We start from the raw sequence: 17,386 nt of genomic DNA, 5'->3' as shown, positions 1-17,386 counted from the left end.
CAGTCCAGAATTACACGCAACCCATGATTGTAGAAGGACTCCGCCCATTCCCGGAAATGGTCTTTGACGGGGCCGGACCGCCCCGCCTCCCCGCCCGCCGGCAAGCCCAGGTTATGCAGCCTGCCTGCGGCGCAAGCGCAACGATTGCAGGCACAGCGCCCCCATCGCGGCCAGCGCGGCGGCGGCGCCCACCAGCGGCAGCGCCGATAAACCCAGCCACGCGATCGTCAGGCTGCCCAAGCCGCCCCCCACTGCCGTGCCCAGGTTGAACGAGGCAATGTTCAGCCCCGCGGCCACCGCTGTGGCGGCCGGCACGTGGCGTTGCGCCAGTTTCAGCAAGCGCAGCGTCAACACCGTCACGATGCAGAAGAACACCAGTCCCAGCACGCCCGCCAGCGCCAGCACGGCCCAGCCCGAGGCGCGGCACTGGTAAAGGCCCAGCAGCGTCGCAAAGAGCCCCGTCAACGCCAACAATGCGGCGCGGTCGGGGTCCATCTTGTCGACCAGATAGCCGCCCAGCAGGTTGCCGCCGATGGAAAACAGCCCAAACAGCAGCATCGCCGTGCTCAGCCGCTGCACGCCCACGCCGGTCACCTGCAACAAATAGGGCGAAATAAAGGTCAAAAAGCAGAAGGTCGCCACGCTGACCAAGGCCCCCACGCCTGCCGTCATCAGCATTTGCGGGTGGGCGATGGCACGCAGCGCGGCCATGGCGCCGGGCCTGTCCTGCGCCGCCGTAGCGGCGCCCGCGTCGCGCGGCATGCACCACAGCAAGCCGGCCAAGCCCAGCACGGCCAACGCGCCAATCGCCAGGAACACCGCGCGCCATGACCAGACGCTGCCCAGAAACGTGCCCAGCGGTACGCCCAGCGCCAACGCCAGGGTCAGGCCGATCCACACCACCGCCACGGCGCGTCCGGCGCGCGCCTCGTCGACCAGCCGGGTGGCGGCGTCGGACGCCACCGCCATGAACACGCCATGCGCCAGCCCCACGGCAAACCGCAGACCCAGCAGCATCGGCAGCGTGCCCGACAGGCTCATCAGGACGCTACCCACCGCCAGCACCCCCATGGCCCACGCCAGGGTGCGCCGGTCGCGCCACTGCGCAACCAAGGCGGTCAGCAGGGGCGCGCCGATGGCCGCGCCGAAGGCATAGGCGGCGATTGCCGTGCCGACCGCCTCGATCTTGGCGTGCAGGCCATCGGCCATGGCCGAGACCAGGCCGGCCACCACGAATTCGGATAGGCCGAATGCAAAGGTGCAGACGGAGAAAAGATAGACAGCGATAGGCATGGCGTTCAAAGGTCAGCAAAGACAGCCGCCGAGCTTAGAAGCGCCACAGTGCGCCGTAAAATAGTTTATTTATCGCTAAATAAGACTTCTAGCGTCTTATTTGATCAGCCGAACGGCGTCGATCAAGCGATCCCGCACGGGCGAGGCCCGCTCTGCGTTCCACGCCATCAGCAATTCCACATGCCGCAGCGCCTCGGGCGCATCGACGGCAATGGGGCGGAACACGACGTCGTCGCCCCCGGCCCGGGCCAGCGACGCGGGCAGCAAGGCCACGCCGAAGCCCGCCGCCACCAAGGCCGCCACCGTCTGCAACTGGCGGGCCTCTTGCGCCACTTTGGGCACAAAGCCCGCCGTTTGGCAGAGCTGGGTGAGCTGATCGTGAAAGCCCTGCCCCAAGCGCCGGGGCGAGCCGACGAACGGCTCGTCTTTCAACGCGGCCAAGTCCACCACCGCTTCGCCTTCCAGGCGATGCCCGGCCGGCAAGGCAACCTGGATAGGCTCTTGCAACAGACGTTCGAATTGCAGGCTGGGCGTGGTGGCGCCGGGTGTACGCATGAAACCGATATCGGCGCGCCCCGCCTCCAGCGCCTGCACTTGCTCGTGCGTGGTCGCCTCTTGCAAGGTGAAAGCGACCGCCGGATTCGCATCGCGAAAACCACGCAACGCACGCAGCAGCGGCGCATAAGGCGCGATATTGATGAACGTCAGCGTCAGATGGCCGTCCATGCCTTGCGCCACGCGCCGCGTATGCGCCACGCTGTCTTCGAGTTCACCCAGGATGCGGCGCGCGGACTGCAGGAATGCCTCGCCCGCCGCCGTCAGGGCCACGCTGCGATTGGTGCGCTCGAACAACTGCGCGCCAATTTCGGCTTCAAGCCGCCGGATGGCCTGGCTGAGCGGCGGCTGCGCCATGTGCAGGCGCTGCGCCGCGCGATTGAAATGCAGGGTTTCCGCCACGGCGACAAACTGGCGCAACAACCGGGTTTCGATCATTGCAACGCGATCAGTCCAGTTCAGCCCGGGAAAACAGGTCTTGAATCAGCTTCCTGTCTTCGCAAGCGGCCTTGAACGCCAGCGCGAAGGTCTTGAGCGCTTCGCTATCGGACGAATAGGCGCAGAACGTATCGGCTTCCGGATCGAAATCGATCAACTCATCGAGTTCGGGCGTTTTCTCGTTCAGAAAAACCAGCGCCAAAGACGTCCAGTCATAGCCCGTGCCCAGAAACCCCTCTTCCCTTCTGCGGCGAAAAACCTCTTCCTTGTATTCCCCGACATTGAGGCTTACCGAGAAGTTGCCTTCGTACTCCATCCAGGAAAACGGCTTGATTGTTTCTTCGAAATCGATAGTCACTGCGCTCAAAGCTCCTTGAATCGCCGGCCGCCGACAGTAGCGGCCAGGCTGATGCGCGGAAAGTCCCCCGCCGCATCTTGTGCGCGCCCATTAGAGGCAATTATTGCGATGTGCGCAACGCGGTTCGTATTGAAGGCCGTGTCGCGCGGGGGCTTTGGTGCCCATGACAGGATAAAAAAAGGGGAATTGAAGGGGACTGTCCCATCAGGCAGTCTCCTTCAATTCCCCAAACGTCGGCGCCTTTTACAGCGCCGCCACGGATTTCAAATCAGAACGCGCGCGCCACGGAAAACACCGCACCTATCCGGCCGGACGGATGGCCGTATTTGGTGGGCAACCAGTTGTCCTTGGTGGCGCCCACCGCGGCCAGCCCCAGCACCCAGCCCTTCAGGTCCTTGGTGACGCCAACCTTGTAATCGACGTAGTGCCCGATGGAATCGCCATCCATGTTGGATTGGTTCTTCAGCTTTTGATAACCCAGGTGGCCCAACAAGCCCCATCCGTCGCCCAGGTCGAACGTGGCCGTGCCGTCCAGGTACCAGGTGCCTTTGCTGTCCGGGGTGCTGAAGAAGTCGCTGGGCGTGTAGGAGTACTTCAACGAGTAGTTGGCGTAGGAGGCGCCCAGGTACAGGTCGGTGTTGTTGTAGTTGCCGCCCTTGGGAGAGCTGGAGCCCGGGTAGTAGTAATGCAGCACACCGGCGTCCAGGGTGAATCCGCCGCCTACGTCGCCTTTCCAGCCGCCGTAGAAATCCATTTCGAGGTTGCCGTCGGTGAATACGAAGTCGGAAACGTTGGAGTTCCAGTTGCCCAGATAGAAGCCGGAGCTATGGGCCAAGTCAAAGCCCACCTGCACGGCGGGACGGAAATCGGTTTGTGAATAGCCGCGGAAGCGATAGTCACTGACGATGGCCGCGTTACCGCTTAACGAAAAACCGGCTCCCAGGTCGGTGGGTTCGGCCTGGGCCGTCGAGGCGAAACAAGCAGCAAGCGCAAAGGGCAAGGCTAGCAACGTCTTCTTCATGGTGCGGAGTCCTGATCGGATTTGACGAGAAGGAGGAGGACGGCCCATGCCGCCTCCCTCTGACCGGCTTTGCAGCGGTTGGTTACCGGTTCATTCTTTCTGAAGCAATGTCCGTGCCAGGTTTCAGCGGGGTGACAAGCGAGTGGCGCGCGGGGTGATGCCAGAGTGACAAGCAGTCATTCCGAAACACGACCCCGGGGGGCACGCACCAGAAACGGGCGCGCCCCGCCACACCAGCGTCACGTCGTGCATCAACTTGGGGAATCTGCGCCAAACTGGTTCAACGCGCGGGCTGATGCGGGCAGCTGCGCAAACAAAAACCCCGGCACGCGGGGAACGCGTCCGGGGTTATCGACAAGGCGTCCGCCCCTTGATGGCGGCGGACGGCGGCCGGCTTAGTTGGCCAAAGGCGGCGGCGGAGGAGCGTCGGCACCTTCAGGCGGCGGCATGCCGCCCTTGCCCTTGCCGTGGCGGGCTTCCATCTTGGCGTGGCGTTCCTGCATCTTGGCTTCGCGATCCTTGACGATCTTCGTCACTTGCGCGCGTTGCGTATCGTTCAGGCTATCCCACACCGCCAGCCACTGGTCACGGACCTGCTTGGCCTCGGTGCCGAACTGATCGCGCGATTGCTCCGACTGCGCCATCAGCGCGCGCGGGTCGAGCTTGCCGCTGTCGAGTTGGGTCTTCAACAGGTCATGGCGCTTGCCACCAGCTTCGCGCATGGCCTTGTGCAGCTCGCGCTGGCCTTCCTGCGCGGTCTTGAACAGCGCCTGCTGTTTCTCGTCCAGCTTCAGTTGATCAACCTGCGCCTTGGACACGGGACCCAGGCCGGGGATGAACAGGCCGTCGCGCATTCCCTTGTGGAACTCGCCACCGCGCGGGCCGTGGTGCTGCATGGAAGCCGGGCCGCCGTCGGCGGGAGCCGCAGGCGCGGCCATGGCGGAGCCAGCCATCAAGCCGCCCGTCGCGGCGACAAATGCAAGAGCGGCCAAATTGGAGCGAAGTGCGAATCGGGACATGAGTGTCTCCTGAAAGTGAAGAAAGCGAGGCCATTGTGCGGTTGGCCTGGTTTCAACCGGGTTTCGCGCCCGCGGTCCATGTTTCAGTCGATTGCGCCTGCGCCAGACGTGAAAACGGGGCCTTGCGGGGCCCCGTCGTATCCTGGCATGCGTCCACGCCCGCAAGAAGCAAGGCGTCAGTTGGCGTCCCAGGCCGCCATGTATTCCTTCCAGTGCGGCGCGTCGCTGGCCGACAGCGTGTCGCGCACCAGAGATACTTCGGCGTCGTAGCCGGTGCGGTCCAGCTCGCCACGCAGGAAGCGGAAGCGGCAGTACACCAGCCAGGTGTTGACGACGTCGGTTTCACAATAGGCGCGGACTTCGTCGGCGCGGCCTGTATTCCAGGCTTCCCATACCTTGCTGCCGTCCATCCCCAGCTTGCCGGGAAAGCCGCACAGCTTGGCCAGGTCGTCCAGCGGCGCGTTGGCACGGCCGTTGTACTTGGCCAGCACGTCCATCAGGTCCACATGGCGCGTGTGATAGCGCGCAATGTAGTTGTTGAACTTGAAGTCGCGGTCTTCTTCGCCCATGTCCCAATAGCGCGGCGCTGGCACGCCCAGGATCAGGCTGCGGTAATGCAGAACGGGCAAGTCGAAACCCGATCCGTTCCAGCTCACCAGCTTGGGCGTGTAGCGTTCAATGGTCTTGAAGAAGCCCGCCAGCAACGCGGCTTCGGGGTCGTCGGGTTGCCCCAGCGTCTTGACGCGAAAGCCTTGGTCGTCGCGGAACACGCAGCCCACCACCGCGACCTTGTGCAGGTGCAGGGGCAGGAAGTCATGGCCTACGGCTTCACGGCGCGCGGCCAGCGCACGCTCGACGACGTCCTGGTCCGAAACATCCGCCCCCCAGCCGTTGAGCTTGCGCAGCCCCTCGGCATCGGGGATGGTTTCCAGGTCGAATACCAGGGTGGGCGTCATTTTGCGGGCAGGTACTGCATGGGGTCGACCGGCGTACCCTGGCGGCGAATTTCAAAGTGCAGGCGCGGCGACGTCGTGTCGCTTTGGCCAAGCTCGGCGATCTTGGCGCCGCGCTTGACGTTCTGCCCCGTCTTCACAAGCAAGGAGCGGTTGTGCGCGTAGGCCGTGATGAAACCGTTCTGATGTTCAACGATGATCAGGTTGCCCAAGCCGCGCACGCCATTGCCGCTGTACTTGACCAGGCCATCCGCGGCGGCGGTGATCGGGTCACCCAGGGCGCCGGAAATGTCGATGCCCTTGCTGCTGGCGTTGAAGGTCTGCACGATGGCGCCGTTGGCCGGCCATGCCCAATTGATGACGCTGGCGTGCGCCGCGCGCGGCGTGGGCTTGACGTCCACCGGCGCCGGGGCGGGCGTGGCGTCCGGAGGCGGGTTGGTGGCGACGGGGGTTTCAGGCTGGTCCAGCGGGCGCGGTTGCGGCTTGGCGCTGGCGATGGGTGCGGGTTGCGCGCCCGTGCTGGCGCCGCCCGACATCTTAAGCACCTGGCCGACCGAGATCTGGTTGGGATCGCTGAGGTTGTTCCAGCGCTTGACGCTTTCGATATCCACGTTGTTGGCGCGGGCGATTTTGTAAAGCGTGTCGCCCGGCTTGACCACATAGCTGCCACCGGGCTGGCCCGTTGACGCTGGCTGTCCGTTGGTCATGTCGACCACCGGAGCGCGAGTTCCTTTTGATGCGCAGCCGGCCAAAATAGCCAGGCTGAGTGCCCCCGCGATAAAGAGCGGGCGGCGCAGGCGCGTCATGGACGCGCCCATAGTCATATCGGTCAGTTGCGACTGCCCGTTGAGCATACGTTTCTCCTGTTTGCTCAAGATTGTATTCCGGCGCGTAGCGGCACAAAGCGCACGGCCTCTAATTCAGTGCGTTTCCAGCTGGCCGCGCCGGTGCGTTCGATCAACACCAGGCGCTGGTTGGTGCCCCCTTCGGGAGCGATCAGGCGTCCGCCAGGCGCAAGCTGCGTGAGCAGCGCTTGCGGAATGGCCAGGCCAGCGGCAGCCACAACGATAGCATCGAACGGCGCCACGCCGGGCAGGCCCAAGGTGCCATCGCCATAGATCAGGCGGATGCGCGTAGTCAGCCGCAAGGCGCGCAGATGCTCGCGCGCCAGCTCGTAAAGACCACGGATACGTTCGATGGAATGCACTTCACGCACAAACTGCGCGAGCACCGCGGCCTGGTAGCCGCAGCCCGCTCCCACTTCCAGTACGCGCGTCGGCGTGCGGTCCTCGCATGCTGCCGCGATCATGCGCGCCACCACCCAAGGCTGCGAGATGGTTTGCGAATGCCCGATGGGCAGCGCCGCGTCTTCGTAGGCGCGGCTGGCCAGGGCTTCATCCACGAACATGTGGCGTGGCACGGCCGCCATGGCGTTCAGCACACGCTCGTCGCTGATGCCCTGCCCCCGCAGCCGCTGCACCATGGCCTGGCGCAAGCGGTCCGAGTTCAGTCCAAGATTGTTGCCCGAGGCCGGGGTGGGAGCCTGTGTCTGGCGAGGCAAGGTGGCCGCGGAAATGCGGGTGTTGCTGTTGGTGGCGGTAACGCCGGGGCTGAGCCGGCCTGAGTCGTAGCGGACCGGGCTGGGGCGCCCGGGCACCGCCTGCGACACATCGGGTTGACTTACGCGTTTGCGCATAACGGCTCTGCCCAAGTTCGGATTTCGTCGAGTTGACTGTGCTGGGTCAGGTCCAGCCGCAAGGGCGTCACCGACACCGAGCCCTGCTCCACCGCATGAAAATCCGTACCCGGCGTGGCATCGGCGGCCAAACCGACCGGGCCAATCCAATACACCGTATCGCCATAGGGGGTGGTGGTGCGCACGACGGGCTGCGACGGATGCCGCTTGCCCAGCCGCGTGACGGCAAAGCCGTGCAGGTCTTCAAAGCGTCGGTTGGGAATGTTGACGTTCAACAGCACCGGCGCGGCCAGGGGCTGCGCCAGATGGCGTTCCACCACCAGCCGGGCGGCGCGCGCGGCGGAATCGATGTGTTCCCAGCCCTTCTCGGCCAAGGAAAAGGCGATGGCCGGGATGCCGAACAGATAGCCTTCGCTGGCTGCCGCGACGGTGCCCGAATACAGCGTGTCGTCGCCCATGTTGGCGCCGTTGTTGATGCCGGACACGACGAGGTCTGGCCGGGCGTCCATCAAGCCCGTGAGCGCCACGTGCACGCAATCGGAGGGGGTGCCGTTGACGGCGATGAAGCCATTCGAGGCAGTGCGAACCGTCAAGGGGCGGTTCAGCGTCAGGGAATTGGAGGCGCCGCTGTGGTTGGTCTCGGGCGCGACGACGGTGAGATCGCCCAAGCCTTGCAGCGCCGCGACAAGCGCTTCCAGCCCGGGGGCCGAGTAACCATCATCGTTCGAAACCAGAATTCGCATTGTGCATCCGAAAGAAAATAAAACGCGCGTGGACGGGTCGGATTGTACCGTCCGCCGCCGCACCCGGTATGACCGCGTATGCCGCTGGGGCGGGAACGCCACGCTCGATAACCCGTACCCAGGGGCCTCGCGCGGCGCGGTAGAATCCGCAGCCATTACGACAACAACCGACAACAACGGACTCCCTACCCCATGGCGATTACCGAACCCTCCCTGGCGTTCACTGCTGCGCTCGTCCTGCTGGCCTACCTGATCGGCTCCGTGCCCTTCGCCGTGGTCGTCAGCAAGCTGATGGGGCTGCAGGACCCTCGCAGCTACGGGTCCAAGAACCCGGGCGCCACCAATGTGCTGCGCACCGGCAACAAGACTGCCGCCGCGCTGACCTTGCTGGGCGACGCCGCCAAGGGATGGTTCGCGATCTGGCTGGCCGAACGACTGGCCCCAGGCATCGCCCCCGCCGGCTTGGCGCTGGTGGCGCTGGCCGCTTTCGTCGGCCATCTGTACCCGGTTTTCCTGCGCTTCAAGGGCGGCAAGGGCGTGGCGACCGCGCTGGGCGTACTGGTGGCGATTCAGCCCTGGCTGGCTGTTGCCACCGCCGCCACCTGGCTGATCATCGCCGTGTTTTTCCGCTATTCGTCCCTGGCATCGCTGGTGGCGGCGTTCTTTGCGCCGGTCTACTACGTCTTTGGCTCGGGGCTGGCGTGGCACGCGAAGCCGGCGCTGGGCGTGGCCCTGGCAGTGATCGGCGTGCTGCTGTTCTACCGTCACCGCGCCAACATCGCGCGCCTGGTGCAAGGCACGGAAAGCAAGATCGGCGGCGGCAAGAAGAAATAATTCCGTCTTGCCGGCAGGTGGAAAGAGGCGCGGGAACGGATCAGGCAATATCCGCCAGGTCCCAACGCGGTTTCACCGTAAAGCTGTGCGCATCCGCGTCCAGCGTTACAAGCCCCGCCTTGACGCGCTCGGCCGCCGCGAAAGCGATCATTGCGCCGTTATCGGTACATAGCTCCAACGGCGGAAAATAAGCTTGCGCGCGCAAGGGCTTGAGCGCCGCGGCCAGCTTGGCGCGCAGCAACTGGTTCGCCCCCACCCCGCCAGCCACCACCAGGCGGCGCAGGCCCGTCTGCTTGAGCGCCTTGATGGCCTTGGCCGCCAACACATCGACAATTGCCCCTTGCGTGGCCGCCGCCAGGTCGGCGCGGGTCTGATCGTCCAGCCCGCCTTCCTTTTCAGCCGCCTTGACGCGCGTCAGCACGGCGGTCTTCAGGCCGCTGAAGCTGAAATCCAGGTCCCCGCTATGCAGCATGGGGCGCGGCAATTCAAAACGGGTCGCGTCGCCCTGCCCCGCCAGTTTGGCCAGCGCCGGGCCGCCGGGATAACCCAGCCCCATCAGCTTGGCCGACTTGTCGAAGGCTTCGCCCGCGGCGTCATCCAGCGTTTCGCCCAGCAGTTCATAGCGCCCCACGCCATCCACTCGCATCAGTTGCGTATGGCCACCTGACACCAGCAACGCCACGAAGGGAAAGTCGGGGCGCGGGTCAGCCAGCATCGGCGACAGCAGATGGCCTTCCAGGTGATGGATGCCGATGGCGGGCAGATGGCGCGACCACGCAAACGACTGCGCGACGCTGGCGCCCACCAGCAAGGCGCCCGCCAGACCCGGCCCCGCCGTGTAGGCAACGGCGCCAATGTCCGACATTTGCAGGCCCGCGTCTTGCAGCACCTGGCGGGTCAAGGGCACGACGCGGCGGATATGGTCGCGCGACGCGAGTTCCGGCACCACGCCACCATATTCCTGGTGCATGGCGATTTGGGTGTGCAGCGCGTGCGCCAGCAGACCACGTTCCGTACAGACGGCTGCGACACCGGTTTCGTCGCAGGAGCTTTCAAAGCCGAGGATAATCATGGCGGCAGAGTTTACAACTGATGCGAAAATACGCCTGTTTTGAAATCGCGCGGCGCCGATCGGCCACCGCCTACAACAACCTACAAGCCTGCAAACACACTGGGGACTGGAATGCTGGAGAAGTTATTCAAGCTGCGTGAACACGGCACCACGGCGCGCACCGAAATCGTGGCTGGCCTGACGACGTTCCTGACGATGTCATACATCATCTTCGTCAACCCGGACATCCTGTCGTCCACCGGCATGGACCGCGACGCCGTCTTCGTGGCCACCTGCCTGGCGGCCGCGCTGGGCTCGCTGGTGATGGCGCTGGTGGCCAACTGGCCGATCGGCATGGCGCCCGGCATGGGCCTGAATGCGTTCTTCGCCTTCACCGTCGTCAAGACCATGGGCTACACCTGGGAGCAGGCGCTGGGCGCCGTGTTCATCTCGGGCGTGATCTTCCTGATATTGACGATATCGGGCATCCGCGTGTGGCTCGTCAAAGGCATTCCGCATTCTCTGCGCAGCGCCATCGCGGCGGGCATCGGGCTGTTCCTGGCGATTATCGCGCTGTCCAGCGCGGGCATCGTGGTTGCCCATCCGGCCACCAAGGTTTCCCTGGGCAACCTGACGGCGCATGGCCCGCTGTTCGCCATCCTGGGTTTCTTCATCATCGCCTCGCTGGACGCCTTGCGCGTTCGTGGCGCCATTCTTATCGGCATCATCGTCGTCACCGTGTTGTCGATGGCGCTGGGCTACAACGAATTCAAGGGCATCTTCTCGGCCCCGCCCAGCCTGGCCCCCACCTTCCTGAAGTTGGACATCCTGGGCGCGCTGCACAGCGGTTTCGTGCATGTGATCCTGGTGTTCGTGCTGGTTGAAGTGTTCGACGCCACCGGCACGCTGGTCGGCGTGGCCAAGCGCGCCGGCCTGGTGCCTGAAGGCCGCCCCAACCGCCTGGGCCGGGCGCTGTTCGCCGACAGCACGGCCATCGTCGCAGGCTCCGCGCTGGGCACCAGCAGCACCACCGCGTTCGTGGAAAGCGCCTCGGGCGTGCAGGCAGGCGGCCGTACCGGCATGACGGCCCTGGTGGTGGCGCTGCTGTTCCTGGCCGCGCTGTTCATCTCGCCCTTGGCCGGCGCCGTGCCCGCCTACGCCACCGCCCCGGCCCTGCTCTACGTGGCCGGCCTGATGATGCGCGAACTGATCGACATCGACTGGAACGAAGTCACCGAGGCGACGCCGGCAGCGCTGACGGCGCTGGTCATGCCCTTCACGTATTCCATCGCCAACGGCATCGCCTTCGGTTTCATCAGCTACGTGGTGTTGAAAACCGCCACCGGCAAGGTCCGCGACGTGCATCCGGCCACCTGGCTGGTCGCTGTTCTGTTCGTGATCCGATACGCATTTTTCCCTGAATAGCCTGGGTAGAAGTCAGCATTCAGTCAGCCGCCCGGCGTTGCCGTGGCGGCTTTTTCAATTCCCGCCAGGCGCAGCGATCAGTTCCTTTCGCGTTCGGTCCACCACGGCGTAGAGCAATACAGCGGCTGCGAGCACTGCCGCAACCCCATTGCCGATCAGAAGTCCTTTGAATACGGGCTGAATCGCCGATGGATCAAACCAGCCTAACGATATAGGGACCCCCACAATAATCAGCGCAAGCCGGAGCAATGGCGGACCCGCCCTCCAATCCAGCAATCGAAGCAATGTAATGAACAACATCGCCAATCCGTCGAACGCCACAACCCAGATCGCAATAACGAAGATGCTTAGCAACTCTCGCGAAACCTGCCCCAGATAAAGCCAGGAAAGCAGAGGAGACGCGACATACAGGATTGCTCCGCTCAGGACGACATAAGAAAGTCCAAATATTGCGAGGCCCTTCAAATCAGTAAGGATCCGATGCGGTAGCGCAGAAGCGACGTTGGCGACGGCGCGAGTCATCCCGATATAGATGACAGAGGCAATATTCAAGAAATTTATCCCGATAGCGAGCAGCGCCACCAAGCCCTCGTTGCCCCGTGCACTGGCGTACGCAAACAAAAACGACATGCCGCCAGTAAAGATCAGCCCCACCAGCGCCTCGGATCGACCGTAGCTGAACAGGTCCTTCCATTCGATCCGGTCGAAAGCCGGGGCAATGGAAATTCGATAGGTCGCCACACAGCCGTAGAGCACGCACGCCAACAGCAGCAGCCTGACCACCGTTGTAGCAACGGCCACTGCCACGGCTGGGGAAAACAGGCCAACGTTGATCAAAAGCAGGTCAAGCACCGCGTTCGCAACGGCTGCTCCGACGGTCAACCTGAACACCCAGCCCGCCCCTCCCGACGCTTCGATCATCGCGCATAGTGCGATGTAGATCGTGGTGGGGGCGATACCCACCGCCAGCGCGTAATAACTATTGCGTGCGTTTTCCGACATCTCCACAAAAAAGGCCATGGCGATCGATATCAGGAAAAGCAAAACGCCCGCGAGCAGCGCATAGCCAACGATCGAACCCGTAATGGTTTTGGAGTGCGGCTTTCGCAAATTATAAGCAATGTTTACGCCCACCGTCAGGCCAAGCGCAAGCACGATGTAGATCTGCGAAAACTGAGCTGCCAGCGCAAAATCGGCCGTCTCGCTTAAAGAAAACCTGTTCAGGATCATCAGATCCAGCGACACCATGGACAGAGCGACCAATCGGGATCCCGAGATGGTCAGGGATTGGCGGATAACCTCCCAATAGTTCACTTCTGCTCCTTGCGCCACTGATAAGTACCTAGGGTCACACCAAGCTTTGAACTCACCTCAAAAAGCCCCTCTTGTGAATACTCTAGAAAATTAGCACGAAGATATAGAAAAAAATAAAAACCTCAAAAAATCGTATTGTTACGAAAGGGTTTACACGAATTGAGGACAAATACTTCGCAAGTTAATTTCTAATCGCCAGGACAGATTCATGATTCGAATTTTCCGCGGCAATCAACCTATTTTCAATAAGGAAATCTCATGAAAGCGAAAAAAATCGTGGTTAAAGTGAACGACAAGGACGCAACCTGCGGCAGCTATAACAAGTAATTAGTCCCTAACGACGGGCGGCCGACGCGTTTACATCGTGGGCCGCCTTATTATTGGACGGAGAAAAATGAGAGTCGCATGCAGCTATAACCCAAATTTCATTACCTCCAACGATTTTATCGAACATGACGTAGAGCTAATGGAGGTGGGCTTAACCGCATATCGCAGAGTGTTCTCTCGCGAACGAGAGTTTATATCTACCTATCGGAACGATTTGTCTGTTCACATATCTCGCTCGCCCATTACAGAAAAACGAAGCCTTCAAGAAGTCTTCATAAACGAAAAGCTGTCCACTCTTAAAAGCGACAATCGAGTTATTAGCATTGGTTTCCACCTTTGCGGAGAACGACACGACAATATTGGAAAGTTAGGGTTCTCTTCTCACTACACCGCAACGGCCGCCACAGAGCGACGCGCGATCGAATTCATAGACCTAGCTAGAAGAGAATCGGGGAAGAGAATTTGGATAGAAAATGCGAATTTCTACTCAAACGATGCAGACGACATTTTCAAAACATGGAAGAGCATAGCAAGAATAACTGAAGAGAGCGACGCCAATCTAATAATAGATATCAGTCACTTAATAATTGACTCCCACAATGCAAGACTTCCCGCCGAGGCTTCAATCGGGCTAATACCTTGGGATAAGGTCGTGGAAGTACATTTATCCGGCATTATTATCGGAAAAGATGGAAGCATGCATGACAGCCATGGAACGCCAGTGCACGCTCAAAGTTGGCACCTACTCAGCGGTCTGATACGTAGTGACCTCATACCCCGCACCGCCTATATAAATATTGAGCACAGCGACGAAGTGTGGAAGGACCACCCCTCAAAATACAAGAACGACTTCAATATTTTGAGAGCCATCCTGGCGGGAGGTAGCGGCCCCACTGCGAGAGACAGCGATGCAAGTCTTAAATACGCGGAAAATTACCTCAAGAAGATTCTTAAAGGCGCTGTTGAGAATTTTCCGGAAATTATAGAACTAGATGAAAGACCTGAGTCTCAATTGCTTCACGACTGGATTAATCACATAAGAAAAATGGATAAGCGCATATCTCTTTCTAAAGAAGAACTAGACAGTGAAATTGCGAAATCATCTGTGTATTTTTTGGACTCTTTTTCGGATTTTTTGAACAAAGAATGAAAATCGGAATAAACTGGACAAGCACCCGAGATTTGGCTAGCGTACGAGAACTAATTCATCATGGCGCGATTGATTTTGTCGAAATAATGATCGACAATTTTCTATCATGCAGTGCAGCTTCTATCATGTCAGTATTAGACGGAACAGCATGCGCATTTCACATTATGAACTCCAGATTCCTTCACCAAGATCCGGAAGTTCTCATGACAATTGCCTGCAAAATTAATGAACTCAGTTCTGTCCTCAATCCCATCTATATATCAGATCATCTAGGAAAGTTCCTTCACCGCGGTCACTATTTTCCTCAAATGCTAGAAGTCAATTACGCCACCGACCTAGCCTTTTGCTCAGAGAAACTCTCACACTGGCAGGCAATACTGGGATCGACTATTTTCATCGAAAATTACCCGTCCATCATTGCGCAGCCGTACAAACAGGCGGATTTTTTTGTACAGTTGAAAAGAAGCACATCATGCAACCTCCTATTTGACATTTCAAACGCAACGATCGCGGAAATTAACATCGGCGAGGATGCATTGGCATGGCGAACACTCAGCACTGACACAAAGCACTTCCATATTGCCGGGTTCGCCAAGACTTCGTTTCTTCCACATTTCTTTGTTGACACTCACGACTGCGACATCGACCCGCGCAGCATTCGGCTTGCGGAGAAGATTCTGAATAACCGAGAGGAAATTACCGTATGCGTCGAAAGAGATTCCAACTTTGAAGTCGAAAATTGGATGAACGAAATATCTCGTGTGCGAAACTTGATATCATGATTTCAAAAACCTACGACGCCATCGTCGACCCTTGCGGTCAATCTTCGAGTCTTTCCGGAACAGCATGCTCGTACGTATCATTGGTGAAAGATTCGATGCGTGATCACATACTGAGAGCAGCACCATTCACCTCACTTTTTTGCAATTTGAACGACGCCTCTACGCTCGACAATTTCATTTCCTGGAGCTTCCGCAGGAAGGCAGAGTTGGATTGGAGGACTGGAATTTCATTATTAAGATACATATCCGAAACCAAGAATCCATCTCAAGATCTAATAAATCAGCTTATGTCCTACGCTGTTTCGCAATGGACATTCACAGACCGCACCTTCCACCTATGCATCGCGGCCTGGACCCACCTATCCCCATGCAGAGTATTCGTAGCAACGAAGGCTGTAGTTGCGTTCGAAGAAAGAGATGTTTTTTACTGCGACCTCGAAGACCACTTAGATTTTTCGACCGAAACGTGGCATTCGACTTTCCCGCAAATTACAGCGCTGGAAGATTACTTTAATCACAAATCCTGCTAGCGGGCCTTGTCGCCTACCTCGACGGCCTCCATAACCATGGCTTTTCCTGCCGCTAATCCACGCTGCCTAAACAGGGCTGAACAAACGCTTTGTATGGGCTCGTCTGGCGCTGCCCCCGCTGAGTTACAACCCGCCCGCCCATAAGGTTGCTGCCTGCCCCGGTTGAATTCGCCGATACACTCCCCATGTATCCCGTATGGAGTTCACCTTGCGCCTTACTCGCCTTATCCCCGCGTTGCCGTCCTGTCTTGCCCTGAACGAGGGGATGTCCGCATGAGCGCCCTTGCCCGCATCCCGTTTTCGGTCCTGGACCTGGCCCCGATTGTTCAGGGCCGCGATGCCGCCGACGCTTTCCGCAATACCGTGGCAGTCGCCCAGCATGTTGAACGCCTTGGCTACAAGCGCTTCTGGTTGGCTGAGCACCACAACATCAATGGCGTGGCGTCCAGCGCCACCGCCGTGTTGATTGGTCACGTGGCTAGCCAGACACGCACGCTGCGCGTTGGATCGGGCGGCATCATGTTGCCGAACCATGCACCGCTGATCATCGCCGAGCAATTTGGCACGCTGGAAACCCTGTACCCCGGCCGTATCGACTTGGGCCTGGGCCGTGCGCCTGGCAGCGATGGCGCCACCCAGCACGCGCTGCGCCGGGGCCCTCGCAGTGGGCTGGAATTTCCGGCGCTGGTTGAAGAATTGCGTGGTTTCCTGGCGCCTTCCCGGCCGGGCCAGCCCGTGCGCGCCATCCCCGGCGAGGGGCTGGACATTCCGATCTGGCTGTTAGGGTCCAGCGATTTCAGCGCGCGTCTGGCTGCGGAACTGGGCCTGCCGTTTTCCTTCGCGGGGCATTTCTCGCCGGAAGGCATGGCCGCGATGCGGCTGTACAGGCACCTGTTCAAGCCGTCAGAGACGCTGTCGCGCCCTTACGCGATGATCGGCGTGCCCGTGGTGGCGGCCGAGTCGGACGAAGCCGCCCAGCGTCAGGCGACTACCCAGCAACTGAAATTCCTGTCGTTGGTGCGTGGTCATCGCCTGCAATTGCAGCCGCCGGTCGACAACATGGACGGCTTATGGAACGAATGGGAGCGTGAGGCGGTCAATCAAAGACTGAGCGCTTCGATCGTCGGCGGGCCCGACACCGTGAAGCGGCGGCTGGAAGCCCTGGTGGCCGAAACCGAGGCCGATGAAGTCATGATCGTGTCCGACTTTTTCGACATCGCCGATCGCCTGCGCTCTTTTGAGATTGTTGCGTCCTTGAAGAACGACGCGGGTGTCTCTACAAAAACCGCGGTCTAAGCACCGCTGACTGCGCTCTCCACAGCGCCAACCATTGCGACGTGGCCATTGCCCGCTCTACTATTGCCCCAGAGCGCGTGGCACATGAAGCGTCGCCTAATCAGGCCGGGGCTGGCACACCCCGGGTCCCCGATACCGCCTTTTTGCGCCGCGCTCCGCGGCAAGGATCCAAAATGAGTATTGTTGAACTCACCAAAGAAAGCTTCCAGGAAGCCATTACGCCTGACGGTACCCTGATCGTTGACTTCTGGGCTCCGTGGTGCGGCCCGTGCCGTGGCTTTGCTCCCGTTTTTGAGCAAGCCGCGACCGAGCACACCGACGTCACGTTTGCCAAGGTGAACACCGACGTCGAGCAGGAATTGGCCGGCGCGCTGGGAATTCGTTCGATTCCCACGCTGATGGTCTTCCGTGAGAAGGTCCTGCTGTTCTCGCAACCCGGCGCGCTGTCGGGCGGGCAGTTGAATGAGCTGCTTGCCAAGATCAAGGAAGTGGACATGGAAAAGGTCCACCAGGAAATCGCAGCGGCGCAAGACAGCCAGAACGCGTAAGCAAACAAAAGGGCCCGGTTCAGTTCAAACCGGGCCCTTTTCCAATGCGGGTC

At 60.5% G+C, this 17,386-nt stretch carries 18 protein-coding genes; 7 read left to right on the top strand and 11 right to left on the bottom strand.

Features of this window, described 5'->3' with window-relative positions; genetic code table 11:
• Positions 1 to 111: 111 nt before the first annotated feature.
• From ACE04A_RS16155 to surE, 9 genes are all read right to left on the bottom strand, one after another.
• On the bottom strand, positions 112 to 1,293 hold the full coding sequence (locus ACE04A_RS16155; RefSeq protein WP_448718740.1) for an MFS transporter: 1,182 nt from the start codon (positions 1,291 to 1,293) through the stop codon (positions 112 to 114).
• Between the two features lie 96 nt (positions 1,294 to 1,389).
• Positions 1,390 to 2,286: a LysR substrate-binding domain-containing protein gene (locus ACE04A_RS16150; RefSeq protein ID WP_438858358.1), complete on the bottom strand. Its 897-nt coding sequence runs from the start codon at positions 2,284 to 2,286 to the stop codon at positions 1,390 to 1,392.
• A 10-nt stretch (positions 2,287 to 2,296) separates the two neighbouring features.
• On the bottom strand, positions 2,297 to 2,644 hold the full coding sequence (locus ACE04A_RS16145; RefSeq protein WP_230695040.1) for an Imm51 family immunity protein: 348 nt from the start codon (positions 2,642 to 2,644) through the stop codon (positions 2,297 to 2,299).
• Between the two features lie 268 nt (positions 2,645 to 2,912).
• Positions 2,913 to 3,665: a TorF family putative porin gene (locus ACE04A_RS16140; RefSeq protein ID WP_391432892.1), complete on the bottom strand. Its 753-nt coding sequence runs from the start codon at positions 3,663 to 3,665 to the stop codon at positions 2,913 to 2,915.
• Positions 3,666 to 4,060: 395 nt separating this feature from the next.
• Positions 4,061 to 4,684, bottom strand: a complete 624-nt coding sequence (locus ACE04A_RS16135) for a hypothetical protein (protein ID WP_259247923.1) — start codon at positions 4,682 to 4,684, stop codon at positions 4,061 to 4,063.
• Between the two features lie 176 nt (positions 4,685 to 4,860).
• Positions 4,861 to 5,640, bottom strand: coding sequence for a 3'-5' exonuclease (locus ACE04A_RS16130; protein ID WP_259247925.1), 780 nt, complete (start codon positions 5,638 to 5,640; stop codon positions 4,861 to 4,863).
• Complete coding sequence (locus ACE04A_RS16125; RefSeq protein WP_485820298.1) at positions 5,637 to 6,491, bottom strand: peptidoglycan DD-metalloendopeptidase family protein; 855 nt, start codon at positions 6,489 to 6,491, stop codon at positions 5,637 to 5,639. The genes ACE04A_RS16130 and ACE04A_RS16125 overlap by 4 nt, the downstream gene beginning before the upstream one ends.
• A 17-nt stretch (positions 6,492 to 6,508) precedes the next feature.
• Positions 6,509 to 7,333 (bottom strand): protein-L-isoaspartate(D-aspartate) O-methyltransferase, encoded by an 825-nt coding sequence (locus ACE04A_RS16120; RefSeq protein WP_448718739.1) that lies wholly within the window; start codon positions 7,331 to 7,333, stop codon positions 6,509 to 6,511.
• Positions 7,318 to 8,076 carry a 5'/3'-nucleotidase SurE gene (gene surE / locus ACE04A_RS16115; protein WP_100855934.1) on the bottom strand — a complete coding sequence of 253 codons (759 nt, stop codon included), beginning with the start codon at positions 8,074 to 8,076 and terminating at the stop codon, positions 7,318 to 7,320. Before surE ends, ACE04A_RS16120 begins: the two co-directional genes overlap by 16 nt.
• A gap of 192 nt (positions 8,077 to 8,268) precedes the next feature.
• On the opposite strand from surE, the gene plsY reads away from it, so the two are divergent.
• Positions 8,269 to 8,910, top strand: a complete 642-nt coding sequence (gene plsY / locus ACE04A_RS16110; protein WP_100855935.1) for a glycerol-3-phosphate 1-O-acyltransferase PlsY — start codon at positions 8,269 to 8,271, stop codon at positions 8,908 to 8,910.
• A 40-nt stretch (positions 8,911 to 8,950) separates the two neighbouring features.
• Here the strand turns inward: plsY and tsaD are convergent, their stop codons facing one another.
• A complete protein-coding gene (gene tsaD / locus ACE04A_RS16105) occupies positions 8,951 to 9,982 on the bottom strand; it encodes a tRNA (adenosine(37)-N6)-threonylcarbamoyltransferase complex transferase subunit TsaD (protein ID WP_438858352.1) in 1,032 nt (343 codons plus the stop codon).
• A gap of 111 nt (positions 9,983 to 10,093) precedes the next feature.
• On the opposite strand from tsaD, the gene ACE04A_RS16100 reads away from it, so the two are divergent.
• On the top strand, positions 10,094 to 11,386 hold the full coding sequence (locus tag ACE04A_RS16100; RefSeq protein WP_268077736.1) for an NCS2 family permease: 1,293 nt from the start codon (positions 10,094 to 10,096) through the stop codon (positions 11,384 to 11,386).
• Positions 11,387 to 11,440: 54 nt separating this feature from the next.
• Here ACE04A_RS16100 and ACE04A_RS16095 read toward each other — a convergent pair whose 3' ends face one another.
• On the bottom strand, positions 11,441 to 12,700 hold the full coding sequence (locus tag ACE04A_RS16095) for a hypothetical protein (RefSeq protein WP_448718738.1): 1,260 nt from the start codon (positions 12,698 to 12,700) through the stop codon (positions 11,441 to 11,443).
• Positions 12,701 to 12,958: 258 nt separating this feature from the next.
• On the opposite strand from ACE04A_RS16095, the gene movA reads away from it, so the two are divergent.
• The 5 genes from movA to trxA all read left to right on the top strand — a co-directional run bounded on the left by movA (position 12,959) and on the right by trxA (position 17,333).
• Positions 12,959 to 13,027: a methanobactin-like peptide MovA gene (movA, locus tag ACE04A_RS16090; protein ID WP_427971435.1), complete on the top strand. Its 69-nt coding sequence runs from the start codon at positions 12,959 to 12,961 to the stop codon at positions 13,025 to 13,027.
• Between the two features lie 67 nt (positions 13,028 to 13,094).
• A complete protein-coding gene (locus ACE04A_RS16085; RefSeq protein WP_448718737.1) occupies positions 13,095 to 14,177 on the top strand; it encodes a multinuclear nonheme iron-dependent oxidase in 1,083 nt (360 codons plus the stop codon).
• Complete coding sequence (locus ACE04A_RS16080) at positions 14,174 to 14,959, top strand: multinuclear nonheme iron-dependent oxidase (protein WP_448718736.1); 786 nt, start codon at positions 14,174 to 14,176, stop codon at positions 14,957 to 14,959. The genes ACE04A_RS16085 and ACE04A_RS16080 overlap by 4 nt, the downstream gene beginning before the upstream one ends.
• Positions 14,960 to 15,762: 803 nt before the next feature.
• The gene (locus ACE04A_RS16075) at positions 15,763 to 16,785 is read left to right on the top strand and encodes an LLM class flavin-dependent oxidoreductase (protein ID WP_448718735.1); all 1,023 of its coding nucleotides are present in this window, start codon (positions 15,763 to 15,765) and stop codon (positions 16,783 to 16,785) included.
• Positions 16,786 to 16,958: 173 nt separating this feature from the next.
• Positions 16,959 to 17,333, top strand: coding sequence for a thioredoxin (gene trxA, locus ACE04A_RS16070; protein WP_050446945.1), 375 nt, complete (start codon positions 16,959 to 16,961; stop codon positions 17,331 to 17,333).
• The last annotated feature ends 53 nt before the right edge of the window (positions 17,334 to 17,386 follow it).

This window comes from Achromobacter colocynthidis (assembly GCF_057334535.1).
Note: the sequence above shows the minus strand (reverse complement) of the source record. Positions and strands in the feature narration are given on the sequence as shown.

Bases quoted from the DNA above. Each gene is read 5' to 3' on its own strand.
- ACE04A_RS16155 (WP_448718740.1), bottom strand. From the start codon at position 1,293: ATGCCTATCGCTGTCTATCTTTTCTCCGTCTGCACCTTTGCATTCGGC.
- ACE04A_RS16150 (WP_438858358.1), bottom strand. From the start codon at position 2,286: ATGATCGAAACCCGGTTGTTGCGCCAGTTTGTCGCCGTGGCGGAAACC.
- ACE04A_RS16140 (WP_391432892.1), bottom strand. From the start codon at position 3,665: ATGAAGAAGACGTTGCTAGCCTTGCCCTTTGCGCTTGCTGCTTGTTTC.
- ACE04A_RS16135 (WP_259247923.1), bottom strand. From the start codon at position 4,684: ATGTCCCGATTCGCACTTCGCTCCAATTTGGCCGCTCTTGCATTTGTC.
- ACE04A_RS16130 (WP_259247925.1), bottom strand. From the start codon at position 5,640: ATGACGCCCACCCTGGTATTCGACCTGGAAACCATCCCCGATGCCGAG.
- ACE04A_RS16125 (WP_485820298.1), bottom strand. From the start codon at position 6,491: ATGCTCAACGGGCAGTCGCAACTGACCGATATGACTATGGGCGCGTCC.
- ACE04A_RS16120 (WP_448718739.1), bottom strand. From the start codon at position 7,333: ATGCGCAAACGCGTAAGTCAACCCGATGTGTCGCAGGCGGTGCCCGGG.
- surE (WP_100855934.1), bottom strand. From the start codon at position 8,076: ATGCGAATTCTGGTTTCGAACGATGATGGTTACTCGGCCCCCGGGCTG.
- plsY (WP_100855935.1), top strand. From the start codon at position 8,269: ATGGCGATTACCGAACCCTCCCTGGCGTTCACTGCTGCGCTCGTCCTG.
- tsaD (WP_438858352.1), bottom strand. From the start codon at position 9,982: ATGATTATCCTCGGCTTTGAAAGCTCCTGCGACGAAACCGGTGTCGCA.
- ACE04A_RS16100 (WP_268077736.1), top strand. From the start codon at position 10,094: ATGCTGGAGAAGTTATTCAAGCTGCGTGAACACGGCACCACGGCGCGC.
- ACE04A_RS16085 (WP_448718737.1), top strand. From the start codon at position 13,095: ATGAGAGTCGCATGCAGCTATAACCCAAATTTCATTACCTCCAACGAT.
- ACE04A_RS16080 (WP_448718736.1), top strand. From the start codon at position 14,174: ATGAAAATCGGAATAAACTGGACAAGCACCCGAGATTTGGCTAGCGTA.
- ACE04A_RS16075 (WP_448718735.1), top strand. From the start codon at position 15,763: ATGAGCGCCCTTGCCCGCATCCCGTTTTCGGTCCTGGACCTGGCCCCG.
- trxA (WP_050446945.1), top strand. From the start codon at position 16,959: ATGAGTATTGTTGAACTCACCAAAGAAAGCTTCCAGGAAGCCATTACG.